Origin of the sequence: Mesorhizobium sp. GbtcB19 (genome assembly GCF_019091085.1) — a bacterium.
Classification (GTDB): Bacteria; Pseudomonadota; Alphaproteobacteria; order Rhizobiales; family Rhizobiaceae; genus Mesorhizobium.
The window spans coordinates 516,994-537,068 of record NZ_JAGXJY010000001.1; the positions used below are offsets into that span (position 1 = coordinate 516,994).

The 20,075-nt window shown below is 63.6% G+C and carries 21 protein-coding genes and 1 pseudogene; 6 read left to right on the forward strand and 16 right to left on the reverse strand.

What is annotated here, in order from left to right:
* Positions 1-11: 11 nt before the first annotated feature.
* A complete protein-coding gene (locus KVT37_RS02445; protein WP_217569252.1) occupies positions 12-737 on the reverse strand; it encodes a hypothetical protein in 726 nt (241 codons plus the stop codon).
* A 4-nt stretch (positions 738-741) separates the two neighbouring features.
* A complete protein-coding gene (locus KVT37_RS02450; RefSeq protein WP_217569254.1) occupies positions 742-1,854 on the reverse strand; it encodes an endonuclease/exonuclease/phosphatase family protein in 1,113 nt (370 codons plus the stop codon).
* 166 nt (positions 1,855-2,020) lie between these two features.
* Here KVT37_RS02450 and KVT37_RS02455 point away from each other — a divergent pair, with 166 nt between their 5' ends.
* The gene (locus tag KVT37_RS02455; protein WP_217569256.1) at positions 2,021-2,608 is read left to right on the forward strand and encodes a BA14K family protein; all 588 of its coding nucleotides are present in this window, start codon (positions 2,021-2,023) and stop codon (positions 2,606-2,608) included.
* A gap of 175 nt (positions 2,609-2,783) precedes the next feature.
* Positions 2,784-3,068, forward strand: a complete 285-nt coding sequence (locus tag KVT37_RS02460) for a PilZ domain-containing protein (RefSeq protein ID WP_217569267.1) — start codon at positions 2,784-2,786, stop codon at positions 3,066-3,068.
* A gap of 321 nt (positions 3,069-3,389) precedes the next feature.
* On the opposite strand, the gene ilvC is transcribed toward KVT37_RS02460, so the two are convergent.
* From ilvC to KVT37_RS02475, 3 genes are all read right to left on the reverse strand, one after another.
* On the reverse strand, positions 3,390-4,409 hold the full coding sequence (gene ilvC / locus KVT37_RS02465) for a ketol-acid reductoisomerase (protein WP_217569269.1): 1,020 nt from the start codon (positions 4,407-4,409) through the stop codon (positions 3,390-3,392).
* Between the two features lie 139 nt (positions 4,410-4,548).
* The gene (locus KVT37_RS02470) at positions 4,549-5,199 is read right to left on the reverse strand and encodes a TetR/AcrR family transcriptional regulator (protein ID WP_308642544.1); all 651 of its coding nucleotides are present in this window, start codon (positions 5,197-5,199) and stop codon (positions 4,549-4,551) included.
* Between the two features lie 135 nt (positions 5,200-5,334).
* Complete coding sequence (locus KVT37_RS02475) at positions 5,335-5,790, reverse strand: MarR family winged helix-turn-helix transcriptional regulator (RefSeq protein ID WP_217569273.1); 456 nt, start codon at positions 5,788-5,790, stop codon at positions 5,335-5,337.
* Between the two features lie 96 nt (positions 5,791-5,886).
* On the opposite strand from KVT37_RS02475, the gene KVT37_RS02480 reads away from it, so the two are divergent.
* Both KVT37_RS02480 and KVT37_RS02485 read left to right on the forward strand, forming a co-directional pair.
* Positions 5,887-6,192, forward strand: coding sequence for a Rieske (2Fe-2S) protein (locus KVT37_RS02480; protein WP_217569275.1), 306 nt, complete (start codon positions 5,887-5,889; stop codon positions 6,190-6,192).
* A gap of 1 nt (position 6,193) precedes the next feature.
* On the forward strand, positions 6,194-6,913 hold the full coding sequence (locus KVT37_RS02485; RefSeq protein WP_217569277.1) for a glutathione S-transferase family protein: 720 nt from the start codon (positions 6,194-6,196) through the stop codon (positions 6,911-6,913).
* Here KVT37_RS02485 and KVT37_RS02490 read toward each other — a convergent pair.
* Positions 6,867-8,096, reverse strand: a complete 1,230-nt coding sequence (locus KVT37_RS02490) for an NAD(P)/FAD-dependent oxidoreductase (RefSeq protein WP_217569279.1) — start codon at positions 8,094-8,096, stop codon at positions 6,867-6,869. The genes KVT37_RS02485 and KVT37_RS02490 overlap by 47 nt on opposite strands.
* Positions 8,097-8,207: 111 nt before the next feature.
* Positions 8,208-8,615, reverse strand: coding sequence for a helix-turn-helix domain-containing protein (locus tag KVT37_RS02495; protein WP_217569281.1), 408 nt, complete (start codon positions 8,613-8,615; stop codon positions 8,208-8,210).
* Between the two features lie 135 nt (positions 8,616-8,750).
* Between KVT37_RS02495 and KVT37_RS02500 the strand changes: the two genes are divergently transcribed.
* Positions 8,751-9,644 (forward strand): SDR family oxidoreductase, encoded by an 894-nt coding sequence (locus KVT37_RS02500; RefSeq protein WP_217569283.1) that lies wholly within the window; start codon positions 8,751-8,753, stop codon positions 9,642-9,644.
* A gap of 37 nt (positions 9,645-9,681) precedes the next feature.
* Here KVT37_RS02500 and KVT37_RS02505 read toward each other — a convergent pair whose 3' ends face one another.
* From KVT37_RS02505 to KVT37_RS02520, 4 genes are all read right to left on the reverse strand, one after another.
* Entirely contained in the window at positions 9,682-10,722 is a 1,041-nt protein-coding gene (locus KVT37_RS02505) for an aldehyde reductase (protein WP_217569285.1), read from the reverse strand.
* A 45-nt stretch (positions 10,723-10,767) separates the two neighbouring features.
* The gene (locus tag KVT37_RS02510) at positions 10,768-12,684 is read right to left on the reverse strand and encodes a potassium transporter Kup (protein WP_217569287.1); all 1,917 of its coding nucleotides are present in this window, start codon (positions 12,682-12,684) and stop codon (positions 10,768-10,770) included.
* Between the two features lie 137 nt (positions 12,685-12,821).
* Entirely contained in the window at positions 12,822-14,735 is a 1,914-nt protein-coding gene (locus tag KVT37_RS02515) for a potassium transporter Kup (RefSeq protein WP_217569289.1), read from the reverse strand.
* Positions 14,736-14,821: 86 nt separating this feature from the next.
* Positions 14,822-15,562 (reverse strand): pyridoxine 5'-phosphate synthase, encoded by a 741-nt coding sequence (locus KVT37_RS02520; RefSeq protein ID WP_217569906.1) that lies wholly within the window; start codon positions 15,560-15,562, stop codon positions 14,822-14,824.
* Positions 15,563-15,674: 112 nt separating this feature from the next.
* Between KVT37_RS02520 and KVT37_RS02525 the strand changes: the two genes are divergently transcribed.
* On the forward strand, positions 15,675-16,070 hold the full coding sequence (locus KVT37_RS02525) for an STAS/SEC14 domain-containing protein (protein ID WP_217569291.1): 396 nt from the start codon (positions 15,675-15,677) through the stop codon (positions 16,068-16,070).
* A 12-nt stretch (positions 16,071-16,082) separates the two neighbouring features.
* On the opposite strand, the gene KVT37_RS02530 is transcribed toward KVT37_RS02525, so the two are convergent.
* From KVT37_RS02530 to nthA, 5 genes and pseudogenes are all read right to left on the reverse strand, one after another.
* Positions 16,083-17,210 (reverse strand): ATP-dependent RecD-like DNA helicase, encoded by a 1,128-nt coding sequence (locus KVT37_RS02530; RefSeq protein ID WP_217569293.1) that lies wholly within the window; start codon positions 17,208-17,210, stop codon positions 16,083-16,085.
* Positions 17,211-17,381: 171 nt separating this feature from the next.
* Positions 17,382-18,293 (reverse strand): annotated as a pseudogene (fusA, locus tag KVT37_RS02535) (elongation factor G); the annotation flags it as partial.
* Between the two features lie 91 nt (positions 18,294-18,384).
* The gene (locus KVT37_RS02540) at positions 18,385-18,729 is read right to left on the reverse strand and encodes a nitrile hydratase accessory protein (protein ID WP_217569296.1); all 345 of its coding nucleotides are present in this window, start codon (positions 18,727-18,729) and stop codon (positions 18,385-18,387) included.
* Positions 18,716-19,375: a nitrile hydratase subunit beta gene (gene nthB / locus KVT37_RS02545; RefSeq protein WP_217569298.1), complete on the reverse strand. Its 660-nt coding sequence runs from the start codon at positions 19,373-19,375 to the stop codon at positions 18,716-18,718. Before nthB ends, KVT37_RS02540 begins: the two co-directional genes overlap by 14 nt.
* The gene (gene nthA / locus KVT37_RS02550; protein ID WP_217569300.1) at positions 19,372-19,977 is read right to left on the reverse strand and encodes a nitrile hydratase subunit alpha; all 606 of its coding nucleotides are present in this window, start codon (positions 19,975-19,977) and stop codon (positions 19,372-19,374) included. The genes nthB and nthA overlap by 4 nt, the downstream gene beginning before the upstream one ends.
* Positions 19,978-20,075: the final 98 nt, after the last annotated feature.

The following is a 20,075-nucleotide window of genomic DNA, read 5'->3' on the forward strand; positions in this document are numbered from 1 at the left end:
GATGCCGCAGGTCAGGAAACCTTGTCGCTGTCCGCGAAATGCCACTCGATCAGCGGCTTCATATGCGCCATCAGGCCGTCGGGCAGATCGGCGGCATTGCGGATGATGACCGGTCCCTCGATCTCCGGCTCCGCCTCGGTGGCGACGAAGGCGCCGATGCGCCGCGCCAGTTCGTCGGCCCGCTCGGCAACGCGGTAGCGGCGAAAGATCACCGTGCCGCTCGCCGTCGACAGCGCGTGATAGCGCTGTCCACGTTCCGCCTTCGACAGGTCGAGCCCGGTCTCCTCGCCGACCTCGCGGATCATGTTGAAGTCGGCATCGACCAGACCGTCGCGGAAGTCGACCGGCTCGAAGGAGCCGGCGGCGAAATAGACGCGGCCGGCATTGACCGTGTGCGACCCCATGCGGATCGCCACCAGCGCATTGTCCCCGGCGACCAGCATGGCATGCGCATAGGCGTGCTCGGCGCCGGAATTCTCGCGCCGCTTACGCCACAACATGAAGGTCGAATAATTGACCGCATGGCAGCGGCCGACGAGGCGGCTGTCCCGGTAGGCAAGTTCGGAAAGCAGCACCACGGTGCCGTCGAACAATGCCGGATTGGCTGCGATCTCCTGTCGCCAGTTCTCGGCGATCGCCTCCGCGTTGCTGACAGCGAAGGGGTGCGGGCCGGGATCCAGGCGGACGTCGATCGCGTCGACCGGCAGGATGACGTTGCGGGGGAGATCGAAACTCAAAGGGTCACGCCATGTTCAGGGTGATCGCCACCGGACAGTGATCGGAGGCCTTTGGCCTGTCCCAGCCGGCGCGCGGGAAACGTTCGACCTCCTGTCCGGGCGGAAAGATGGTGCGCCAGGGCTGGCCGTTGCGAATGATGTCGGGCACGGCGGTGGCGTTCTTCGCCGCCAGTGCCTTCGACAGGAGGATATAGTCGAGCTGGCACAGATGCCGCTCCTCTGGGCCGCGCGTGTGGTAAAAACTCCAGCGGTCCATCTCCGGCCGCCGCTCGACGACGTTTTCGCAAAAGCCACCGGCAGTCAGCGTGTTGATTGACGACTGGACTTCGTCAACGACTTCAAACCGATAGCCGTCGAAGGCGTCGCCATCGATCTTCACGCGCTGCCGGTAGTCGTTCATGTCGCCGCAGATCGCCCAGCGCTTGTCGGCGGCATGCTCCTTGCCGAAGCGATCCTCGACGATGCGGCGCACCGCCTGCGCCTCGGCGATGCGCAGCGGCATCGTCGCCTCGCGGCCGTCCAGCCCGTTGCGCGGCGGGCCCATCGATTTGAAATGCACCAGATAAAGCGTCAGCGGCGCGCCGCCGACCCTCACGTCGACCTCCAGGCAGTCGCGGCGAAAAATACGATCGGTGGCGAGATGCCCGAGCGCGGCGAGCTCCGGCGTAAACAGACCGAGCTGTTCGAAGGTGACATAGGCATGGCTGGTCATGCGCACGAATTCGATCGGCTGGCCTTGCGCGGTCTCGTTGCGCATCATCACGGCGACATCGATGCCGCGCGTGTCGTTGCCGGCGGTCGTGTATTTCTGGCGGTACCCCTGCCCGACCATCTTGAACAGGTAGCCATATTCGAAGGCCTTCAGCGCCTCGATATTGTCGACCTCCTGCATGCACATGATATCCGCGCGGGTGGCCGCGATCGCCAGTGCCGTCAACTGGCGGGTGTCGTCGGACTGGGCGATCGTGCGGGCCTGTTCGAGGATCCGGTATTCGGCCTCGCTCTGGATGTCGAACAACGCCAGCGTGCGGTCTTCATTGAGCTGGTTGCGATAGCCCGAGAAATCGAACCTGTTCATCAGGTTCTCGACATTGAAGGTGGCGAGCCGCAGCGACATGGCCGTGACCTTTGCCTGCAAGCGAGGGCGAAGACAAGAGCCAGCCTCGATGCTCGTTATGGTTGATGGAACCTTTCCGTTCATCCCCCGTTCAGACGGAAAGTTCCAACAATAGGCCATTTCCCGGGTGCTCTGGGCGTGGGGCCTTTACTCCTTGGAGAGTGAAATGAAACCGCTCTTTTCTTCCTTCAGATCCGGGCTTTTGGCCCTGGGGCTGGTTGCCGGCGTGACCGCGCCCTCGGTCGCCGGCCCGATCCTGCAACCCGATCTCGGCATCGCCGCGAACACCGCCGCGCCGACGATCATTCCGGTGCGCGACAGCTGGGCCGGCGGCGACGGCGGAATGCAGAACTGGCGCTGGCGGCACGGCGGCGATTTCAGATGGCGCGACGGCAACCGGCGGCACTTCTCCCGCAATTGGGACGACAATTGGGACAGAGGCAGGTGGGACGGCGGCGGCGACTGGCGCTGGCGGCATCATCATCGCCGGCACTTCCGTGACAGCGATGCCGCGATCCTGGGGTTGGGCCTCGGCCTCGGCTTAGGCAGCCTCGCCTATGGTAACAATTACGATCCCTACTACTACGATCCCTATCCGCGCTACGTTCAGCCGCGGCGCATCTACCGGACCGAACGGCTGTCCAGCGCGCATGTCCGGTGGTGCTACGATCGCTACCGGTCGTATCGCGCCTGGGACAATACTTTCCAGCCCAACTACGGCCCACGCAGGCAATGCTGGTCGCCCTACGACTGAGTTGCCTGATCTGCCAACGAAGATAAGAAACGGCGCCCTTCGCGGCGCCGTTTCTATTTTTGTCAAAGCCCTTGGCCGCGATTGGCGATAGCCCTAAATTTGTCTGCGGCTATTCGTTATGCTGATGTTCTCAGAATGGCGATTCGTGCGAACGGATCGCGAGGACGTGCCCGCCATGGCCGAAAACGAACACAGAATCCAACATCGGCAGCGCGTGCTGAAAGGCGCGGCGATCCTGACCGGCATCAACAATTCCGAGGTGACGTGCACGGTGCGCAACATGCATTCGAACGGCGCGGAGTTGAAGGTGCCGATCGACGCGCGCGTGCCGGACGAATTCCTGCTCTATGTGCCGGTCGACGGCATCGGCTACAGGGCCGTGGTGCGCTGGCGCCGCGAGGATCGCATCGGCGTCCAGTTCACCGGCACCGAGCCCAAGCCGCACTGGCACTACGGCTGAGCTACAGCGGCACTGCCCGCAAATCTCAAAAAGAGAAAGCCGGCGGGATCGATCCCGCCGGCTTTGATGTCGTGGCGACTGGAAGCCTGATGACAATTCGCCCTGCCGAGTCAGCTGGTGCGGGTTTCGAGAACCGGAGCGGAGCGGACATTCAAGTCCGTGAGCACCGGAAGCGCAGAAACCTGCGGCAGATGGCCGGCAGGGTAGAATTGGCGCAGGCTTCCTAGTTCTTGGCCTTGTCGACCAGCTTGTTCTTGGCGATCACCCGCGCGACCGCAGGGCAAAGCCCGAGGACGCGCAGGCAAAAAGACGTGGAGCGCCTTAGTTCTTGGCCTTGTCGACCAGCTTGTTCTTGGCGATCCACGGCATCATGCCGCGCAGCTTGGCGCCGACTTCCTCGATCTGGTGGCTGTCGTTGTTGCGGCGGATGCCCTTGAACCGCGACAGGCCGGCGCGGTATTCCTGCATCCATTCCGAGGTGAACTTGCCGGTCTGGATGTCCTTGAGGATGCGCTTCATCTCGGCCTTGGTGTCGGCGGTGATGATGCGCGGGCCCGAGACATATTCGCCCCATTCGGCGGTGTTCGAGATCGAGTAGTTCATGTTGGCGATGCCGCCTTCATAGATCAGGTCGACGATCAGCTTCACCTCGTGCAGGCACTCGAAATAGGCCATTTCCGGCGCGTAGCCGGCTTCCACCAGCGTCTCGAAGCCGGCGCGGATCAGCTCGACCAGGCCACCGCACAGCACGACCTGCTCGCCGAACAGATCGGTCTCGCATTCCTCGCGGAAATTGGTCTCGATGATGCCCGAACGGCCGCCGCCGACGCCGCAGGCGTAGGAGAGCGCGAGGTCGAGCGCGTTGCCCGAGGCGTCCTGGTTGACGGCGACCAGGCACGGCACGCCGCCGCCCTTCTGGTATTCGCCACGCACCGTGTGGCCAGGGCCCTTCGGCGCGATCATGACGACGTCGACCGACGCCTTCGGCTCGATCAGGCCGAAATGCACGTTGAGACCGTGCGCGAAGGCGATCGCAGCGCCATCGCGGATGTTCGGCGCGATTTCGTTCTTGTAGATGTCGGCCTGCAATTCGTCGGGCGTGGCCATCATCATCAGGTCAGCCCATTTGGCGGCATCCGCCACGCTCATCACCTTGAGCCCGTCGGCTTCGACCTTCTTGGCCGTGGCGGAACCGGCTTTCAGACCGATGGCGATGTCCTTGACGCCGGAATCCTTGAGGTTGAGCGCATGCGCGCGGCCCTGGCTGCCATAGCCGATGATGGCAACCTTCTTGCCCTTGATCAGATTGAGATCGGCGTCACGATCGTAATAGACACGCATTTTCGTCTTCCTTCCCGTTTTGAAGCTAGAGCATGATGCCGAAAAGTGTGAAGCGGTTTTCGGACGACATCATGCTCTATCTCTTTGATTTAGAACCGGATTCAGATATCAGGTCCACTTGACCTGATATCATCCGGTTCTAAGGGCCTTTCGGCCGGTTGTTTGCTCCGAAAAGAGCGAGAAACTGTTGCGTCGCCCGGCGGGCGTCGCCGCCGATCGCCGCCTCAGTCAAGTCCACCCGGTCGCCGAGCAGCAGACGGATCTGCACGTCGCGGCCGACCAGGCCGAAAAAGGTGCGGAACGCCGTCTCGGCGTCCTCGAATTCGAGCAGCCCGGCCTGCCGGCCGGCTTCAAGCACCGGCTTCAAGCGCCTGGCAAGCGCGAAGCGACCATTCTGCAGCACAACGGCGCCGAGGTCATCCTTGCCGGAACCGGCATGGCCAACCGCGACGCGGTTGAGCGCGACAGACGTGTCGCTGGAGATCACCTTGAGCCAGTCGGACGCGAAGCGCTCGAGCGTCGCGGTGAGCGAGACGAGATCCAGTTTCTCGCGATCGACCGCCGCGACACGCACTTTCGACGCCTGCCACTGCACCGTAGCCGTCAGCAACCCGTCGCGGTCGCCGAACCATTTGTAGAGCGTTTCCTTGGAGCAGCTGGCGCGCCGCGCTACCGCGGTCATGGTGAGGTTGTCGCCCTCCTCGACCAGCAGGCGAAGCGCGGCATCCAGAACTGCCTGCTGGCGCTCCGTCAGGGTTTCGCTTGTGTCGATCTCGGCCGGCTGCAACACGACTGTTCCCAATTCCGGATACGCTTCAAGTGCGTACCGTACGTTACGGTTCGCCTTATGGCGCATTCCAGTTTCCGGCGCAAGGGGCGATATCGAAAATTCGAGCCTACCAGCCCAGCTCCCAGGCCTTCGCCGTTAGTTCCCGGTTGGCGGATGCCGCAGCCGCGCGAGCAGCGTTGCCAGCGTCTTGAGTTCTTCGGCTGAAAGCCTGTCGCCCATCAGTTCGGCGATCGAAGCGCCATAGACGGCCCAGATGCGGCGGCGCATGTCCCGGCCGCCCGGCGTGATGCGCACCGTCTGTCCCCGGCCGTCATCCGAGACAGGCAGCTTTTCCACCAGGCCTTCCGCTTCGAGCCGGGCCAGCAGCCTCGAAACGCCGTACTGCGCCAGCAGAACACGATCGATCAGCTCGAACGGCCGCAGTCCACCCTCGCCCGCCTCCGCAAGCTCGTGCAGCACGTCATACCAGGCGAGCGGCGGCAGGCCGCCGGCCTTCAGGGCATCCTCGGTCTTTTCGACCAGCTGGCGCGAGACGCGCATGAGGCGCGCCCAGGCGGCGACGGCTTCGGGTGATGGCGATCTCTTCGTCATCGGTAAAGCCTATAAGATAGATGCAAATGCATCAAGCTTGACGATCGATGCAATTGCATCCATATAGATGCAAGTGCATCGATATGGAGAAATCCCATGAAACATGAAATATGCAAGATCGCCGATGTCCCGCAAACCGGCAGCCTGATCGCGCCCTTCTTCGGCCGCGAGGTGCATGTCTGGCGTAGCGGCGAGCGCATCCGCGCCGCGGCCAATGTCTGCCTGCATTTCGGCGGACCGCTGGACTGCAAGGACGGCGCCTTCGTCTGCCAGTGGCACGGCGCGAAATTCGAAATGGAAAGCGGTGAGCGTGTCGAAGGACCGGCGCCGAAGGGCTCGCGCCTGATGTTCCTGTCGACCCGCGTCGAAGATGGCGCGCTCAACTACGTCTGGGGAGAGTGAGATGACCGCCAGGCTCACCCTCGTCAGCCATCACCTCTGCCCTTATGTCCAGCGCGCCGCGATCTCACTCGCCGAGAAAGGCGTTCCGTTCGAGCGGGTCAACGTCGACCTTGCCGACAAGCCCGATTGGTTCAAGGCCATCTCGCCGCTCGGCAAGGTCCCACTGCTCCGCGTTCGGCATGACAACGCGGACGAGGTGATCTTCGAATCCGCCGTCATCCTCGAATTCCTCGAGGAGACCGAGGCCAATCCTCTGCACCCGGCCGATCCGCTGGCACGCGCCAGGCATCGCGCCTGGATCGAATTCGGTTCGGCGATCCTGAATGCCATAGGCCGCTTCTATTCCGCCGCCGACGAAGCTGCTTTCCTCCACGAAAGCAAAGGTTTGTCCGAGATGTTCCCGCGCGTGGAGGCGGAACTTGCGGCCAGGCAAAATGGCCCGTGGTTCGCCGGCGGGTCCTTCTCGCTGGTCGATGCCGTCTACGGGCCGATCTTCCGCTATTTCGACACCTTCGACCGCATCGGTGATTTCGCCATTCTCGACGGCAAGCCGCTCATCCAGGCGTGGCGCGAAACCCTGAGTGGGCGGCAATCGGTCAAGGAGGCGGTCGGCGCGGACTATCCGCGGCGGCTGCACGCCTTCCTGCAGGCAAGAAGATCTTATCTGTCCGACATCATCCGGCTTCAGGCCATTGCAACTCCGCAAGCCCGATCCGCTTGAACGGGTCGATCACGGTCCCGGCGACCATGGCGGCGAGGAATTGCGGCCCTGGCGGGATTCTCGCCAGGGCCGCCACCATGCGGTCGCGCATGAAGGGGAGCATCGTCGAGTCCGATTGGTAGAATGGCGTCAGCGACAGGGAAAGCGCCTGGAACACGCGAACATGCCAGCGCCTGGCCTTCGCATAGGTATCGAGCGCGTGCTCGACACTTTTCGCTTTTGCCAGTGCATGGCTGAGCGCCGCCGCATCGAGCAGCGCCATGTTCGCCCCTTGCCCGAGTTGCGGGCTGGTGGAATGCGCGGCGTCGCCGATGACGGCAAGCAGTCGGCCGGCCGGCAGCGCCATCGTGTGGTGGCCGTAGCGGGCGAGCGAGAGCTGTTCGAAGCTGTCGATCTGGCCGGTGAAAGCCTCGCATTGCGGCCACACCGAGATCACCCTCGCCTTCCATGCCTCCAGCCCCTCTGCCTTCACCTGTTCGGCATCTGCCGGCTTGAGGCTCCAGAAGAAGGCCGCCATCTCTTGCGCGCCTGGTTCCGGCCGGCCGATCGGCAGCACGCCGACCATGATGCTTGCCTTGTCATAGCGCTGCAGCAGCGCGCTTTTGTCAAAGTCGTCCCGCCAGCCGAGCGACGCCCAGAATGCCCCATAGGCGAGCGGCCGCGGCATGGCGGCATCACCGAGATAGCGCCGCAGTTTCGAGCGCGCGCCGCTGGCATCGACAATGAGGTCGAATGGCCCCAGCCGCTTGCCGTTGCCGCCGACGAGCGTCGCCCGCTCAGCCGTCTCCAGCGTCTCGACCTCGACATTGGTTTCAATGGCGATCGCTTCGCGCGAGGCAGCGCGGTAGAGCACCCCGAACAGCGCTGCGCGATGCACTGCAAGGCCGAAGCGGCGGCCGCGCCGCGCATCGTAGCGGACTTCGAGCACGGTGCGCCCGGTCCGGGCATCGGTGCCGTGCAGCCGCTCGATGCGGCTGCCGAGCGAAAGCATCTCGTCGAGCAGGCCGAGATCGGCGAGCACGGTCAGCCCGGTCGGCTGCAGGATAAGGCCAGAGCCGACGGGCTTCGGCTCATCGAAGCGCTCGAAAATGGTGACGCGGTGCCCGGCCCGCGTGAGATAAAGCGCTGCCGCCAGCCCGGCCGGACCGGCGCCGGCAATCGCGATGTCGAGTTTTTTGTCCATTGCCCGCCCAGACCGACCGGCGGGCACAATTCCTGATTGATCGCGTCAAATCAACTTGGCGCTTTGACGCTTATCAGTGGAAAAAACCGGGCCACCGGAAAAAGACCGGGCTCACATCCGGGCATCGAATGCAGCGCGCGCGTCGCGCACCGCGTCGTGATTGAGCTCGGCCCATTGGACGAGGTGATAGAGCGGAACGAACATCGATCGCCCGAGATCGGTCAGGCTGTATTCGACGCTCGGCGGCTTGGTCGGGAACACTTCGCGATGTACATAGCCGTCGCGCTGCAGTTCATGCAGCGTCTGGGTCAGCATGCGCTGCGAAATATCCGGAACCAGCCGCCGCAACTCGCCGAAGCGATAGGGCTTCTCCGCAAGCGCCATGACCAGCAGCGGGCTCCATTTGCCGTTGATGCCATGGATGACGTCGCGAACCGGGCAATCTGCGAAATTGGCGCCGTCCGTCATGGCCTTGTAGATCTCGATCTTGGATTTCAGATTGACGATCTTGCCGTCCATCGGTGGTTCCCTGCGTGTGCCTACCTCCCGAAAAACTGCCTTCTTTACGGCCGGGGGTCAATTCCTAATTTAGTGCTGGTCTCTTTTTGAGACTGCCAACAGCACCCGCCAATCGGCGCAATTCAGGAACCTCCCATGACCGAAACCCTCCTCGTCACCGGCGCTTCCGGCCAGCTTGGCCGAGCCGTCATCAATCACTTGCTGGACGCCCAGAAAGTGGCGCCGGCGAGCATCATCGCCGCCACCCGCAACCCCGAGAACCTCGCCGATCTCGCGGCACGCGGCGTCGCCGTCAGGGTCGCCGATTTCAACGACAGGGCCTCGCTGGAGAAGGCATTCGGAGGCGCCGACCGGGTGCTGATCATCTCGACCGGCGACCTCGACCTCAAGACGGGCCGGCGCTTGAAGCAGCATGAGACGGCGGTGACCGCGGCCAAGGCGGCAGGCGTTTCGCATCTGCTCTACACCTCGATGCCCAATCCGGAGCCCGGCTCGCCGGTGCTGTTTGCCAATGACCACTTCGGCACGGAACAGGCGATCAGGGCGAGCGGTATTCCCTACACCATCTTCCGCAACGGCTGGTACCAGGAGAACCTGTTCATGGCGCTGCCGCACGCCATCTCGTCCGGCAAGTGGTACACGTCGGCAGGCGACGGCCGCGTCGCCCATGGCGCGCGCGACGACATGGCCGCCGCGATCGCCGCCAGCCTCGCTTCGGGCGAGAAGGCGAGCCACATCTACACGCTGACCGGCCCGCAGGCCTACACGACGAACGAGGTCGCGGCGATGGTCAGCGACGTGACCGGAAAGCCGATCGAGGTCGTGCAGGTTCCGGACGAAGGCTTGACCGAGGGCATCAAGGCGAATGGTGTCCCGGAGGACTTCGCCCGCATCATCGTCTCCTTCGACGCCAACACCCGCGCCGGCCGCATCGGCGAGGTGACCGACACGGTCGAAAAGCTCTCCGGCCGCAAGTCTCGGACGCTGAGGCAGTTCCTCGAAGCGAACAAGGCCGCCCTGCTCGGCTGAAGCCAAGCGCGCCTGGGGAAGCCGTCCCCGGCGCGCTTCACTTCGACTTCTTCAGCAATCCAAGCTGGACCAGGCTTTCACCCGTCGCGACAAGAGCGTCCTCGCGCGATCGCGGCGTCCAGCCGAGCAGGCGCATGGCCTTGGCGCTCGTCGCGTTCCTCGGCTTGCCCAGTTCCGTCACGATCTGGGCCGCCTGCCCGTCGAACAGGCCGACGATCCGGACCAGCCAGTCCGGCAGCACTCTCGTCGTGATGCGCGACCCTGCATTGCCGAGCCGCGCCTTCAGCGTCCGCGCGATTTCCAGCATCGTCATGAAATCGCCGCTGATGGCCAGGAACCGTTCGCCTCTGGCGGCAGGATTGGTCATGGCGCGCAAATGCAGGTCAGCGACATCGCGCGCATCGACCACGCCGAACACCATGCGCGGCAGGCCCGGCATCTCGCCATCCATCAAACGCCGGATGAAATCGGTCGACGTCGAATGATCCGGCCCCAGGACCGGCCCGAAGATGCCGACTGGATTGACCACCGCCAGTTCCAGCGCGCCGCCCTGAGCGGCAATGAAATCCCACGCCGCCCGCTCGGCCAGCGTCTTCGACTTCACATAGGCGCTGACCTTCTGCGAAAGATCGGTCCAGTTCTCTTCGGTGAACGGATGGCCGGCAACAGGCGTCTGGCCGTAGCCGGCGGCGGCGAAGGACGAGGTCAGCACGACCCGTTCGACACCGGCATCGCGCGCGGCCCGCAGCACCCGCAACGCCCCTTCCCTGGCCGGTACGATCAGGTCGTCCTCATGTTTCGGCACGCCCGGCGGAAACGGCGAAGCGACGTGGAGGACGTACCGGCATCCGGCGACCGCTTCGGGCCAGCCTTTGTCGCTCGTGAGATCGGCATAGGCGAAGGAAAGCGCCTCGCCCGGCTCGGCGCCGCCGACCTTCAGCATGGCGAGCACGTCGGCTTCGCGCTTGGCGGAGCGCACCGTCGTGCGCACACGGTAGCCGGCGTTCAGAAGCGCGAGGATGCAATGAGCGCCGAGGAAGCCGGAACCGCCGGTCACAAGCACCAACTCGCCGCTCATGCCCGCCTCCCCTCGTCGCTGAACCAGCCTATGCGGCGCAGTCTCTCAGATCGCGACCTGCGTGCCAATCTCCACGACGCGCCCGGTCGGAATCTGGAAATACTCCGTTGCGTCCGCCGCCGTCTTCGCCAGGCCGATGAACAGCCGGTCCTGCCAGATCGGCATGCCGGAATTGGGCGAGGCTTTCAGCGAACGGCGCGACAGGAAGAAGGACGTCGTCATGATGTCGAACTTCCAGCCCTGCTTGCGGCAGATCGCCAAAGCGCGCGGGATGTTCGGCTGCTCCATATAGCCGAAGGTCAGCGTCACGCGCATGAACAGCTCGTTGACCGTCTCCAGCTTCACGCGCTCGCTGTCGGGCACCACCGGCTGCGGCGCCGTCACCACCGACAGGATGACGTTCTTTTCGTGCAGCACCTTGTAGTGCTTCAGGCTGTGCATCAGCGCCGTCGGGGCGCTCAGCGGATCGCTGGTCAGGAACACCGCCGTGCCGGAAACCACCTGTGGCTTCTTCTTCAGAAGGTTGGCTGCCAGGAAATCGAGCGGGATTTCGTTGCGCCGGGTTTTGTCGAACAGGTACCGGCTGCCGCGCACCCAGGTCCACATGCCGAGGATGATGGCGAAGGCGACCGCGAGCGAGGCCCAGCCGCCCTCGAACACCTTGACGATGTTGGAGGCGAAGAAGCCGATATCGATCAGCGCGAACATCGCCGTCAGCGCGGCCGCCGGCCAGATGTTCCATTTCCAGATGCGGGTCATGACGATGAACAGCAGCGTCGTCGTCACCAGCATGTTACCGGTGACCGAGATGCCGTAGGCAGAGGCCAGCTTGCCGGATTCGCCGAATCCGACCACCAGCATCATCACGACGAGCGCGATCAGCATGTTGACGCGCGGCATATAAACCTGGCCGGACTGCTTCTCGGACGTATGCAGGATTTCGAGCCGTGGCAGCATGTTGAGCTGCACCGCCTGCCTGGTCAGCGAATAGGCGCCGGAGATGACCGCCTGGCTGGCGATGACCGTCGCCGCCGCGGCCAGCACCACCATCGGAATGAGCGCCCAGCCCTCGTTCATCTCGAAGAACGGGTGGCCGACCGTGCCGCCCTTGGCGAGCACATAGGCGCCCTGCCCGGCATAGTTCAAAAGCAGGCAGGGAAACACGATCGCCAGCCACGCCAGCACGATCGGCTTGCGGCCGAAATGACCGAGATCGGCGTAGAGCGCCTCGGCGCCGGTAACGGCCAGGAAGACCGCGCCGACGGTGACGAAAGACACGTCAGGCGAATTGATGAAGAAAGCCACGATGTAATGCGGGCTTATCGCCCACAGGATTTCGGGATCCGTGATGATATGCTTCAACCCGGAGAGGCCGATGGCGAGGAACCAGATGGCGGTGACAGGGCCGAACACAAGGCCCACACCACCGGTGCCGAAACGCTGGACGGCAAACAGCATCGCAAGGATCAAAAGGGTCAGCGGCACGACATAGGGCTGGAAGGCCGGAGTGACGACATTCATGCCTTCGACCGCCGACAGCACCGAGATGGCGGGCGTGATGACCGCGTCGCCGAAGAACAGCGACGCGCCCACGATGCCGATGCCGAGCACGATCGCCGAGCGCGCCGGGAAGGTGCCGCGCGCCAGCGCCATCAGCGACAGCACGCCGCCCTCGCCGCGATTGTCGGCGCGCAGCACGAACATGATGTATTTGATGGTGACCGTGATGGTCAGCGACCAGATGATCAGCGACAGCACGCCAAGGATGTCGGCGCGATTGGCGACGTCGCCGCCGGATGAGGCATGCAATGCCTCGCGGAAGGCATAGATCGGGCTGGTGCCGATATCGCCATAGACGACGCCCAGCGCACCCAGCATCAGCACCTTGGTGCTGTGCTGCTCTACTTCCGCGTGGCTCGATTGGTCGGCGGGTTCTGCCTCAGCGCCATTGGCAAGGGCCATGGACGACACTCCGATAAAACGCGCGGTGCTCTACGCTTGCTGCGGTGCAATATCAAGTGCCCTTGCGTGAGGGCTCCCATGCCGCCGACGCAGGGCTTTCGGTGTACGGAACGGCCGGGCTTGTTCGTCCGACCTCATCAGATGGCGACCTGCGTGCCGATCTCGACCACCCGTCCGGTCGGAATCTGGAAATATTCCGTCGCATCGGCCGCCGAGCGCGCCAGGCTGATGAACAGCCTGTCCTGCCACACCGGCATGCCCGAATTGGGCGAGGCTTTCAGCGAACGCCGCGACAGGAAGAAGGATGTCGTCATGATGTCGAACTTCCATCCCTGCTTGCGGCAGATCGCCAGGGCACGCGGGATATTCGGCTGCTCCATGTAGCCGAAGGTCAGCGTGATGCGCATGAACAGCTCGTTGACCGTCTCCAGCTTGACGCGCTCGCTGTCGGGCACCACCGGCTGCGGCGCCGTCACCACCGACAGGATGACGTTCTTTTCGTGCAGCACCTTGTAGTGCTTCAGGCTGTGCATCAGCGCCGTCGGCGCGCTCAGCGGGTCGCTGGTCAGGAACACCGCCGTGCCCGACACCAGCTGCGGCTTTTTCTTCAGAAGGTTCACCGCCAGGAAGTCGAGCGGGATCTCGTTGCGGCGCGTCTTGTCGAACAGGTAGCGGGTGCCGCGGATCCAGGTCCACATGATCAGCCCCATGAGAGAGGCGACCGTGATCGAGACCCAGCCGCCCTCGACGATCTTGACGACATTGGCCGAGAAGAAGCCGAGATCGATGATGCCGAAGAGCACCACCAGGGCCAGCGCGGCCGCAACCTGCCATTTCCACAGCCAGCGCATCACCACGAATAAAAGGATCGTCGTCATCAGCATCTCGCCGGTGACCGAAATGCCGTAGGCGGCGGCCAGCGCGCTCGAACTGCCGAAGCCGACGACCAGGAGCATCACGCCGAGCGCCACCAGCAGATTGACCCGCGGCATATAGATCTGGCCGCTCTGCATCTCGGATGTATGCTGCACCTCGATGCGCGGCAGAAGGTTGAGTTGCACGGCCTGCCTGGTCAGCGAGAAGGCGCCGGAAATAACCGCCTGGCTGGCGATGACGGTGGCCGCCGTCGCCAGGCCGACCATCGGCATCAGCGCCCATTCAGGCAGCATCTGGAAGAACGGATTGGTCGGCTTGCCGCCATGCGAGAGCACGAAAGCGCCCTGACCGAAATAGTTCAAGAGCAGGCAAGGAAACACGATTGCGAACCAGGCCATCACGATCGGCTTGCGGCCGAAATGCCCAAGGTCGACATAGAGCGCCTCGGCGCCGGTGACCGCCAGGAACACGGCGCCGACGGTGACGAAGGCGCCCGTCGGCGTGGTGGCAAGATAGTAGATCGCGTAATACGGATTGATCGCCAAAAAAACCGATGGATCGTCGACGATGTGATAAAGGCCGGCCGCGCCGATCGCCATGAACCACGTCGCCGTCACCGGTCCGAACACCGCCGCGACCTTGCCGGTGCCGAAGCGCTGCACGGCGAAAAGCACCGCCAGGATGACCAGGGTGATCGGAACCACGAAGGCATCGAGCGCCGGCGTGACGACTTCCAGGCCTTCGACCGCCGACAGCACCGAGATCGCCGGGGTGATGATCGAATCGCCGAAGAACAGCGCCGCGCCGCAAAGGCCGATCACCAGGATGAGCCTGGAGCCCGGCGGGTAGGCGCTGCGCGCCAGCGCCATCAGCGACAGCGTGCCGCCCTCGCCCTTGTTGTCGGCCCTGAGCACGAAGGCGACATATTTGATCGTGACGATGATCGTCAGCGCCCAGACGATCAGCGACAGCACGCCAAGCACGTCATGGCGGGCAACCGAGCTCGAAGACGCATGCAGCGCCTCGCGAAAGGCATAGATCGGGCTCGTGCCGATATCGCCATAGACGACGCCCAGCGCGCCAAGCATGAGCACCTTGGTGCTGTGCTGCCGCTCGCTTTCGGCATGGCCCGAACGTTCGAGCGATTCCGTTTCGCCGGTGTTGGCTAGCACCATGAACCCCATTTCACCGGATTCGCCGCGGTCCGAGGTCGCCGCAATGCGCGGGAAGCACCGGAACTGCCGAAGCTACGCAAGGCGCCCTACCATCCACAAGCCTTCAAGAACCGTCCCACCGTGCCGGCCATGCCATACTCCAGCGCATCCGCTGTCAACCCATGTCCGATCGATACTTCGGCCAATGCCGGGATGCGTTTGGCCAGTGCCGGCAGGTTCTGCACGGTAAGATCATGGCCGGCATTGACGCCAAGCCCGGCCGCGAATGCGGCGTCCGCGGTTTTTCCCAATCGTTCCAGTTCTTTCGCCGCCTTTGTGGAATCGGAATGAAAGCCTCCATAGGGGCCGGTATAGAGCTCGATACGGTCGGCGCCGGTATCGCGGGCCGCATTTATCCCCTCCGGGTCCGAGTCGGAAAACAGCGACACGCGCAACCCGCCTTTCTTCAAGCGCTTGACGATCGGTGTGAGGAACGCCGCCTGGGCGACGAAGTTCCAGCCATGATCCGACGTCGCCTGCGCCGGATCGTCCGGCACCAGCGTCACCTGCTCGGGCTGGTTCTTCTCGACGAGCACCAGGAAATCCTCGCTCGGATAGCCCTCGATGTTGAATTCCGCGTTCGGAAACTCATCGTCGATCAGCGCCCTGATCTCGGGCAGGTCGGAATGCCTTGTATGCCGCTCGTCAGGCCTGGGATGCACCGTCAGCCCGTGCGCGCCGGCGGCGAGCGCGAGGCGGCCAATGCCGATGACGCTCGGCCACGGCAGGTCGCGGCGGTTGCGCAGCATGGCGATGGCATTGAGGTTGACCGAAAGCTTCGCGGGCATCATCCGGCGTCCAGTTGGCGTTGGCGCGCATCTATAGCGCCTTTGCAGGGAACAGATAGAGGGTTTCCGGTGTTCCAGAGGACCAGGTGATGTCCAACACAAGGATTTGCCAGTGAAATTCCTCGAAGCCGTGCCGGCGGTCCGCCGCATCGAAACCAACCGCGACGCGCTTTTCGCCATCGATGTCGTCGGTGAAGTCTCGCCCGCCGATGCGGAGAACCTGTTCGGGCTGCTCGAGGCCGCCTATGCGCTGCATCCGAGGATCGACGTGCTGGTGCGGCTGACGGACGCGGAAAACGTCGACTGGGCAAACATTTCGCCAGACACGCTCAGGCAAGGCATGACCGGCGCGATGGAACACGTCGTGCGCTGCGCGGCCATCGGCGATCCGCGTTGGGCTTCCCTCGTTACCGGCGTCTTCCCGAAGGCGCTGCCATTCGAGTTCAAACGCTTCGACATGGACGATGAAGAGGCCGCCTGGCAGTGGATTGGCGCGAGGCCGACGTGACACTCACGAGGGTCAGCGCACGACCGTCAGCCGTTCGGCGGCTCGGGTAATGGCGGTATAGAGCCAGCGCTGCCGGGTCTCCTTGAAAGCCCAGCTCTCGTCGAACAGCACGACATCGTTCCACTGCGAACCCTGCGCCTTGTGCACGGTCAGCGCATAGCCATAGTCGAAATCGTCGAAGCGCTTCTTCTGCTGCCAGGGGATTTCGGCATCCGGATCCTCGAAGGCCGCCTTGAGCAGCTTGATCTTGGCGACGCCACGGTCCGGATCATCTTCTTCCGGCGAGACTAGCAGGTTGATACCAGGCTTCACCGTCTCGCGCGACGAGGTCATCACCTTCCACAGCGAGCCGTTGAGCAGACCCTTGGCCGGGTCGTTGCGCAGGCAGACCAGCTTGTCGCCAGCTTGCGGAAAGTCGGCGTTGAACCCCTTCAGCTCGCGCAGCCTTTGATTATAGCGGCGGCGCGTGCGGTTGGTGCCGACCAGCACCTGGTCGGCCTTGAGCACGAGATCCTGGTTGACGCCTTCCCTGCCGATCACCTGCGCGGTGCCGTAATCGCCATGCATGAATTCGCGACCTTCGCGCACATCGAGCGCCAGCCTGATGATCGGATTGTCGCGCGCCTGGCGGTGGATCTCTGTCAGCAGCACGTCCGGCTCGTGCTCGGTGAAGAAGCCGCCGCCCGAGATCGGCGGCAGCTGCGCCGGATCGCCCAGCACCAGGATCGGCGTGCCAAAACTCTGCAGGTCGCGGCCAAGTTGCTCGTCGACCATCGAGCATTCGTCGATGACGACGAGCTTGGCGCGCGCGATCGGGCTCTGCCGGTTGAGTGAAAAGGTCGGCGACATCGAGGTCTTGCCCGTCACCTCGTCCTCGACCGATTCCTCACCTTTGGGCCTATAGATCAGCGAATGGATGGTGCGGGCATTGGTCGCCCCCTTGGAGCGCAGCACCTGCGCCGCCTTGCCGGTGAAGGCGGCGAACTGCACCTGGCCGTCGACATGCTCGGCAAAATAGCGCGCCAGCGTCGTCTTGCCGGTGCCGGCATAGCCGAACAGGCGAAAGATCTGCGGCCGGCCCTCCTTGAGCCAGCGCCCGACCGCTTTCAGAGCCTCATCCTGTTGGGGAGAAAATTCCATCTGTGCGACAGACCGGATTCGCAAGCGAAAGACAAGATTGGCCGTCATACCGGCCGTTGTCGGTGGCAGTCACAAGCGCCTCCGCCAAGTCAGGCTATCAGCCGCAAACCAGAACGTAAAGAGAACAAAACCGCTGATGCCGTGAAGAAACTCAGCCCAGCGAGTACCAAATCAGGCGTAAGCAGCCACTGCCGGTGGCGGCGGGTCGCGGTCAGGCCTTGGAATGGGCGCGTAGTGGTCGAACTGCATCGTGTAGGTCGCACTGCCCCGGCTCATCGAGCGCAGGTTGTCGAAGTACTTGAACATGTTGGTCAGCGGCACCATCGCGTTGACGACGATGGCCTCGCCGTGGCTTATCCGACTCTTGACCACACCGCGGCGACCGTGCAGGTCGCCGATAATGCCGATGACATAGATTTCCGGCGTCACCACCTCGACCTTCATGATCGGCTCGAGCAATTGTACGCCGAGCTTGGGTGCGGCTTCCTTGAAGCAGGCGCGGCCGGCGATCTCGAAAGCGGAAGCCGAAGACTCGCTGTGATGGTGGCTGGCGTCCACCAACGTCGCCTTGATACCGATCATCGGGAATCCGGCGTAGGGACCAGAGACCAGGATGGTGCGCACCCCTTTTTCGACTCCGGCGGCATAATCACTCGGAAAAGCGCCGTCAGGAACCCTCGACACAAATACGAAATCCGGGTTGTGCCCGTTCGGCTCGAACAGGATTTTGACACGGGCGAACTGTCCCTGGCCGGCGAAAATCCTCTTATGCGTATAGTCTTGTTCGCGGGCGTGGGTAATCGTTTCGCGACAGGCCACTTGCGGAGCGCCGACATTTACCGCGACTTCGAACTCGCGACGCAAGCGGTCGACGATGATGTCAAGGTCCAGCTCAGTCATTGCGGCGATGATCGTCTGGCCCGATTCCTCGTCCCATTTCACCTCAAAGCCAGGTTGCTCTGTTGCCAGCGTCGATAAGGCGGCACGAAACTTCCGCTCATCGGCCCTCGACTTCGGCTCGATCGCGATTTGCAGCATAGGCCATGGCGCGGCAGGTTTTTCCATAGTGACCGCACGGTTGCAGGCTGCTCCGATATTTGCAACCGAATATCGGGCCGAAATCCAGACTGAGATAACAGAAGCCTAAACTTGTTCCACTGCTGGCAAGCTGCGATCAGAGCCCTGGATCATTCTCCAGCAGGATCGGCTTGCCATGCGGCGTGGCGTGCGCGGCGCGTTCCCAGGCGGCGGCGAGTTCATCGACCTCGCTTTTGCGGGCGACACCCTTCCTGGACAAAAGCTTCTCCAGCGCCGCCAGCCAATGCTCGTAATAGTCGTGGCCATCACTCGCCGCGCCCGGTTGCTTCACCTCAGCCGACAAGGCATCTGCCCACTCACTCCACGAAAACAGGCCCTTGTCGTGCAGCGCAACGGTCAGGGCAAAAGCTTCCGCCTGCCACGGCTCGGCGAAGACCGGCTCGTCGAAACCCGCCGGCAACTTGGCCTCATGCCGGCTCAAGATAGCTCTCCCAGGCGTCGATCGAGACGCTGAGCGTGGGATCCGCGCCCTCGCCCCAGATCTCGGCCCCGTCGAACACCACGGTATAGACCCATTGCGGGTTCTCGCCCTTGCCATGAGCGTTGCTGTCGGGAAAGACGAAACCATCCCGCACCGCCTCGATCGTGCCGGTCTTGCCACGCGCATAACGTGGCAGGCGCGTATGTCCGGTCGGGTTGAAATTCTTCGTCCGCACGCGATCGCCCGCTCGGAACCGAGCCGGTGTGACGACCGGACGGTCGCACGGTCCGCCCTTGGCGAGCACCGCCGGCACGTCCGCCGCCTTCAGCACTCGCTTCGGCGTCGCGGCCGCATCGACCGCCTTGCCGGCGGCGAGGTCGCGCTCGGTGACGAAGCCGTGGCGCTGCAGCAGCGTCTCCAGCGCCTTGATCCAGATCTGGTAGTAGCTCGATGAATAATAATCAGCCGGATGCAGCGATTCCCGGGCATGCCGGCTTTCGTCGATATTCCACGCGCCCATGCCGCCGGCGGTCAGCGTCACGCCAAGCGCCCGTCGCTCCCAGGCGGCATGGAAATAGGGCTCGTCCTTCTCGGGCGCGACCGGCCCGAAACCCATCTGCCCGCCGAGATCCTGCGGTCCGTTCATGCCGGCTCCTTGGCCAAAGCCGTGCCGATCATCGCATCGCGGCTGACCAGATCGGCGAGTTGCTCCTCGCTCCAGCCCTCGGTGCCTTTCGGCCGCATCGGCACCACCAGGTAACGAAGCTCGGCGGTGGAATCCCAGACGCGGATCTTCTTCTCGACCGGCAGCGTCAGCCCGAATTCCTCGAGCACGCCGCGCGGATCGATTACCGCCCGCGAGCGGTAGGGCGGCGCCTTGTACCAGACCGGCGGCAGGCCGAGCACCGACCACGGGTAACAGGAGCACAGCGTGCAGACGACGAGATTATGCGTCTCCTCGGTGTTGAACACGGCCTGCATGTGCTCGCCCTGGCGGCCGGTGTAGGAGAGCGATTCGATCGCCGCCGTCGCGTCGCGCTTCAGCCAGTCGGCATAGGCAGGATCGCTCCAGGCCTTAGCCACCACCCTGGCGCCGTTACGCGGGCCGATCTTGGTCTCATAGGTGTCGACGATGACGTCGATGGCCGCCGGATCGATCAGGCCCTTTTGGGTCAGGATCGTTTCCAGCGCGCGCACCCGCGCCGCGAACGGGTCGAGCTCGTTGTCGTGATCATGATCGTGGGTCATGATCCGAGACTAGGATCGGCCGCGGCTGGCCGCAAGCGCAACGCCTTGGGCCAGAGGCGATCGGAACGAAAGCGCGTTTCCTTGAATCGCTCGCTCCA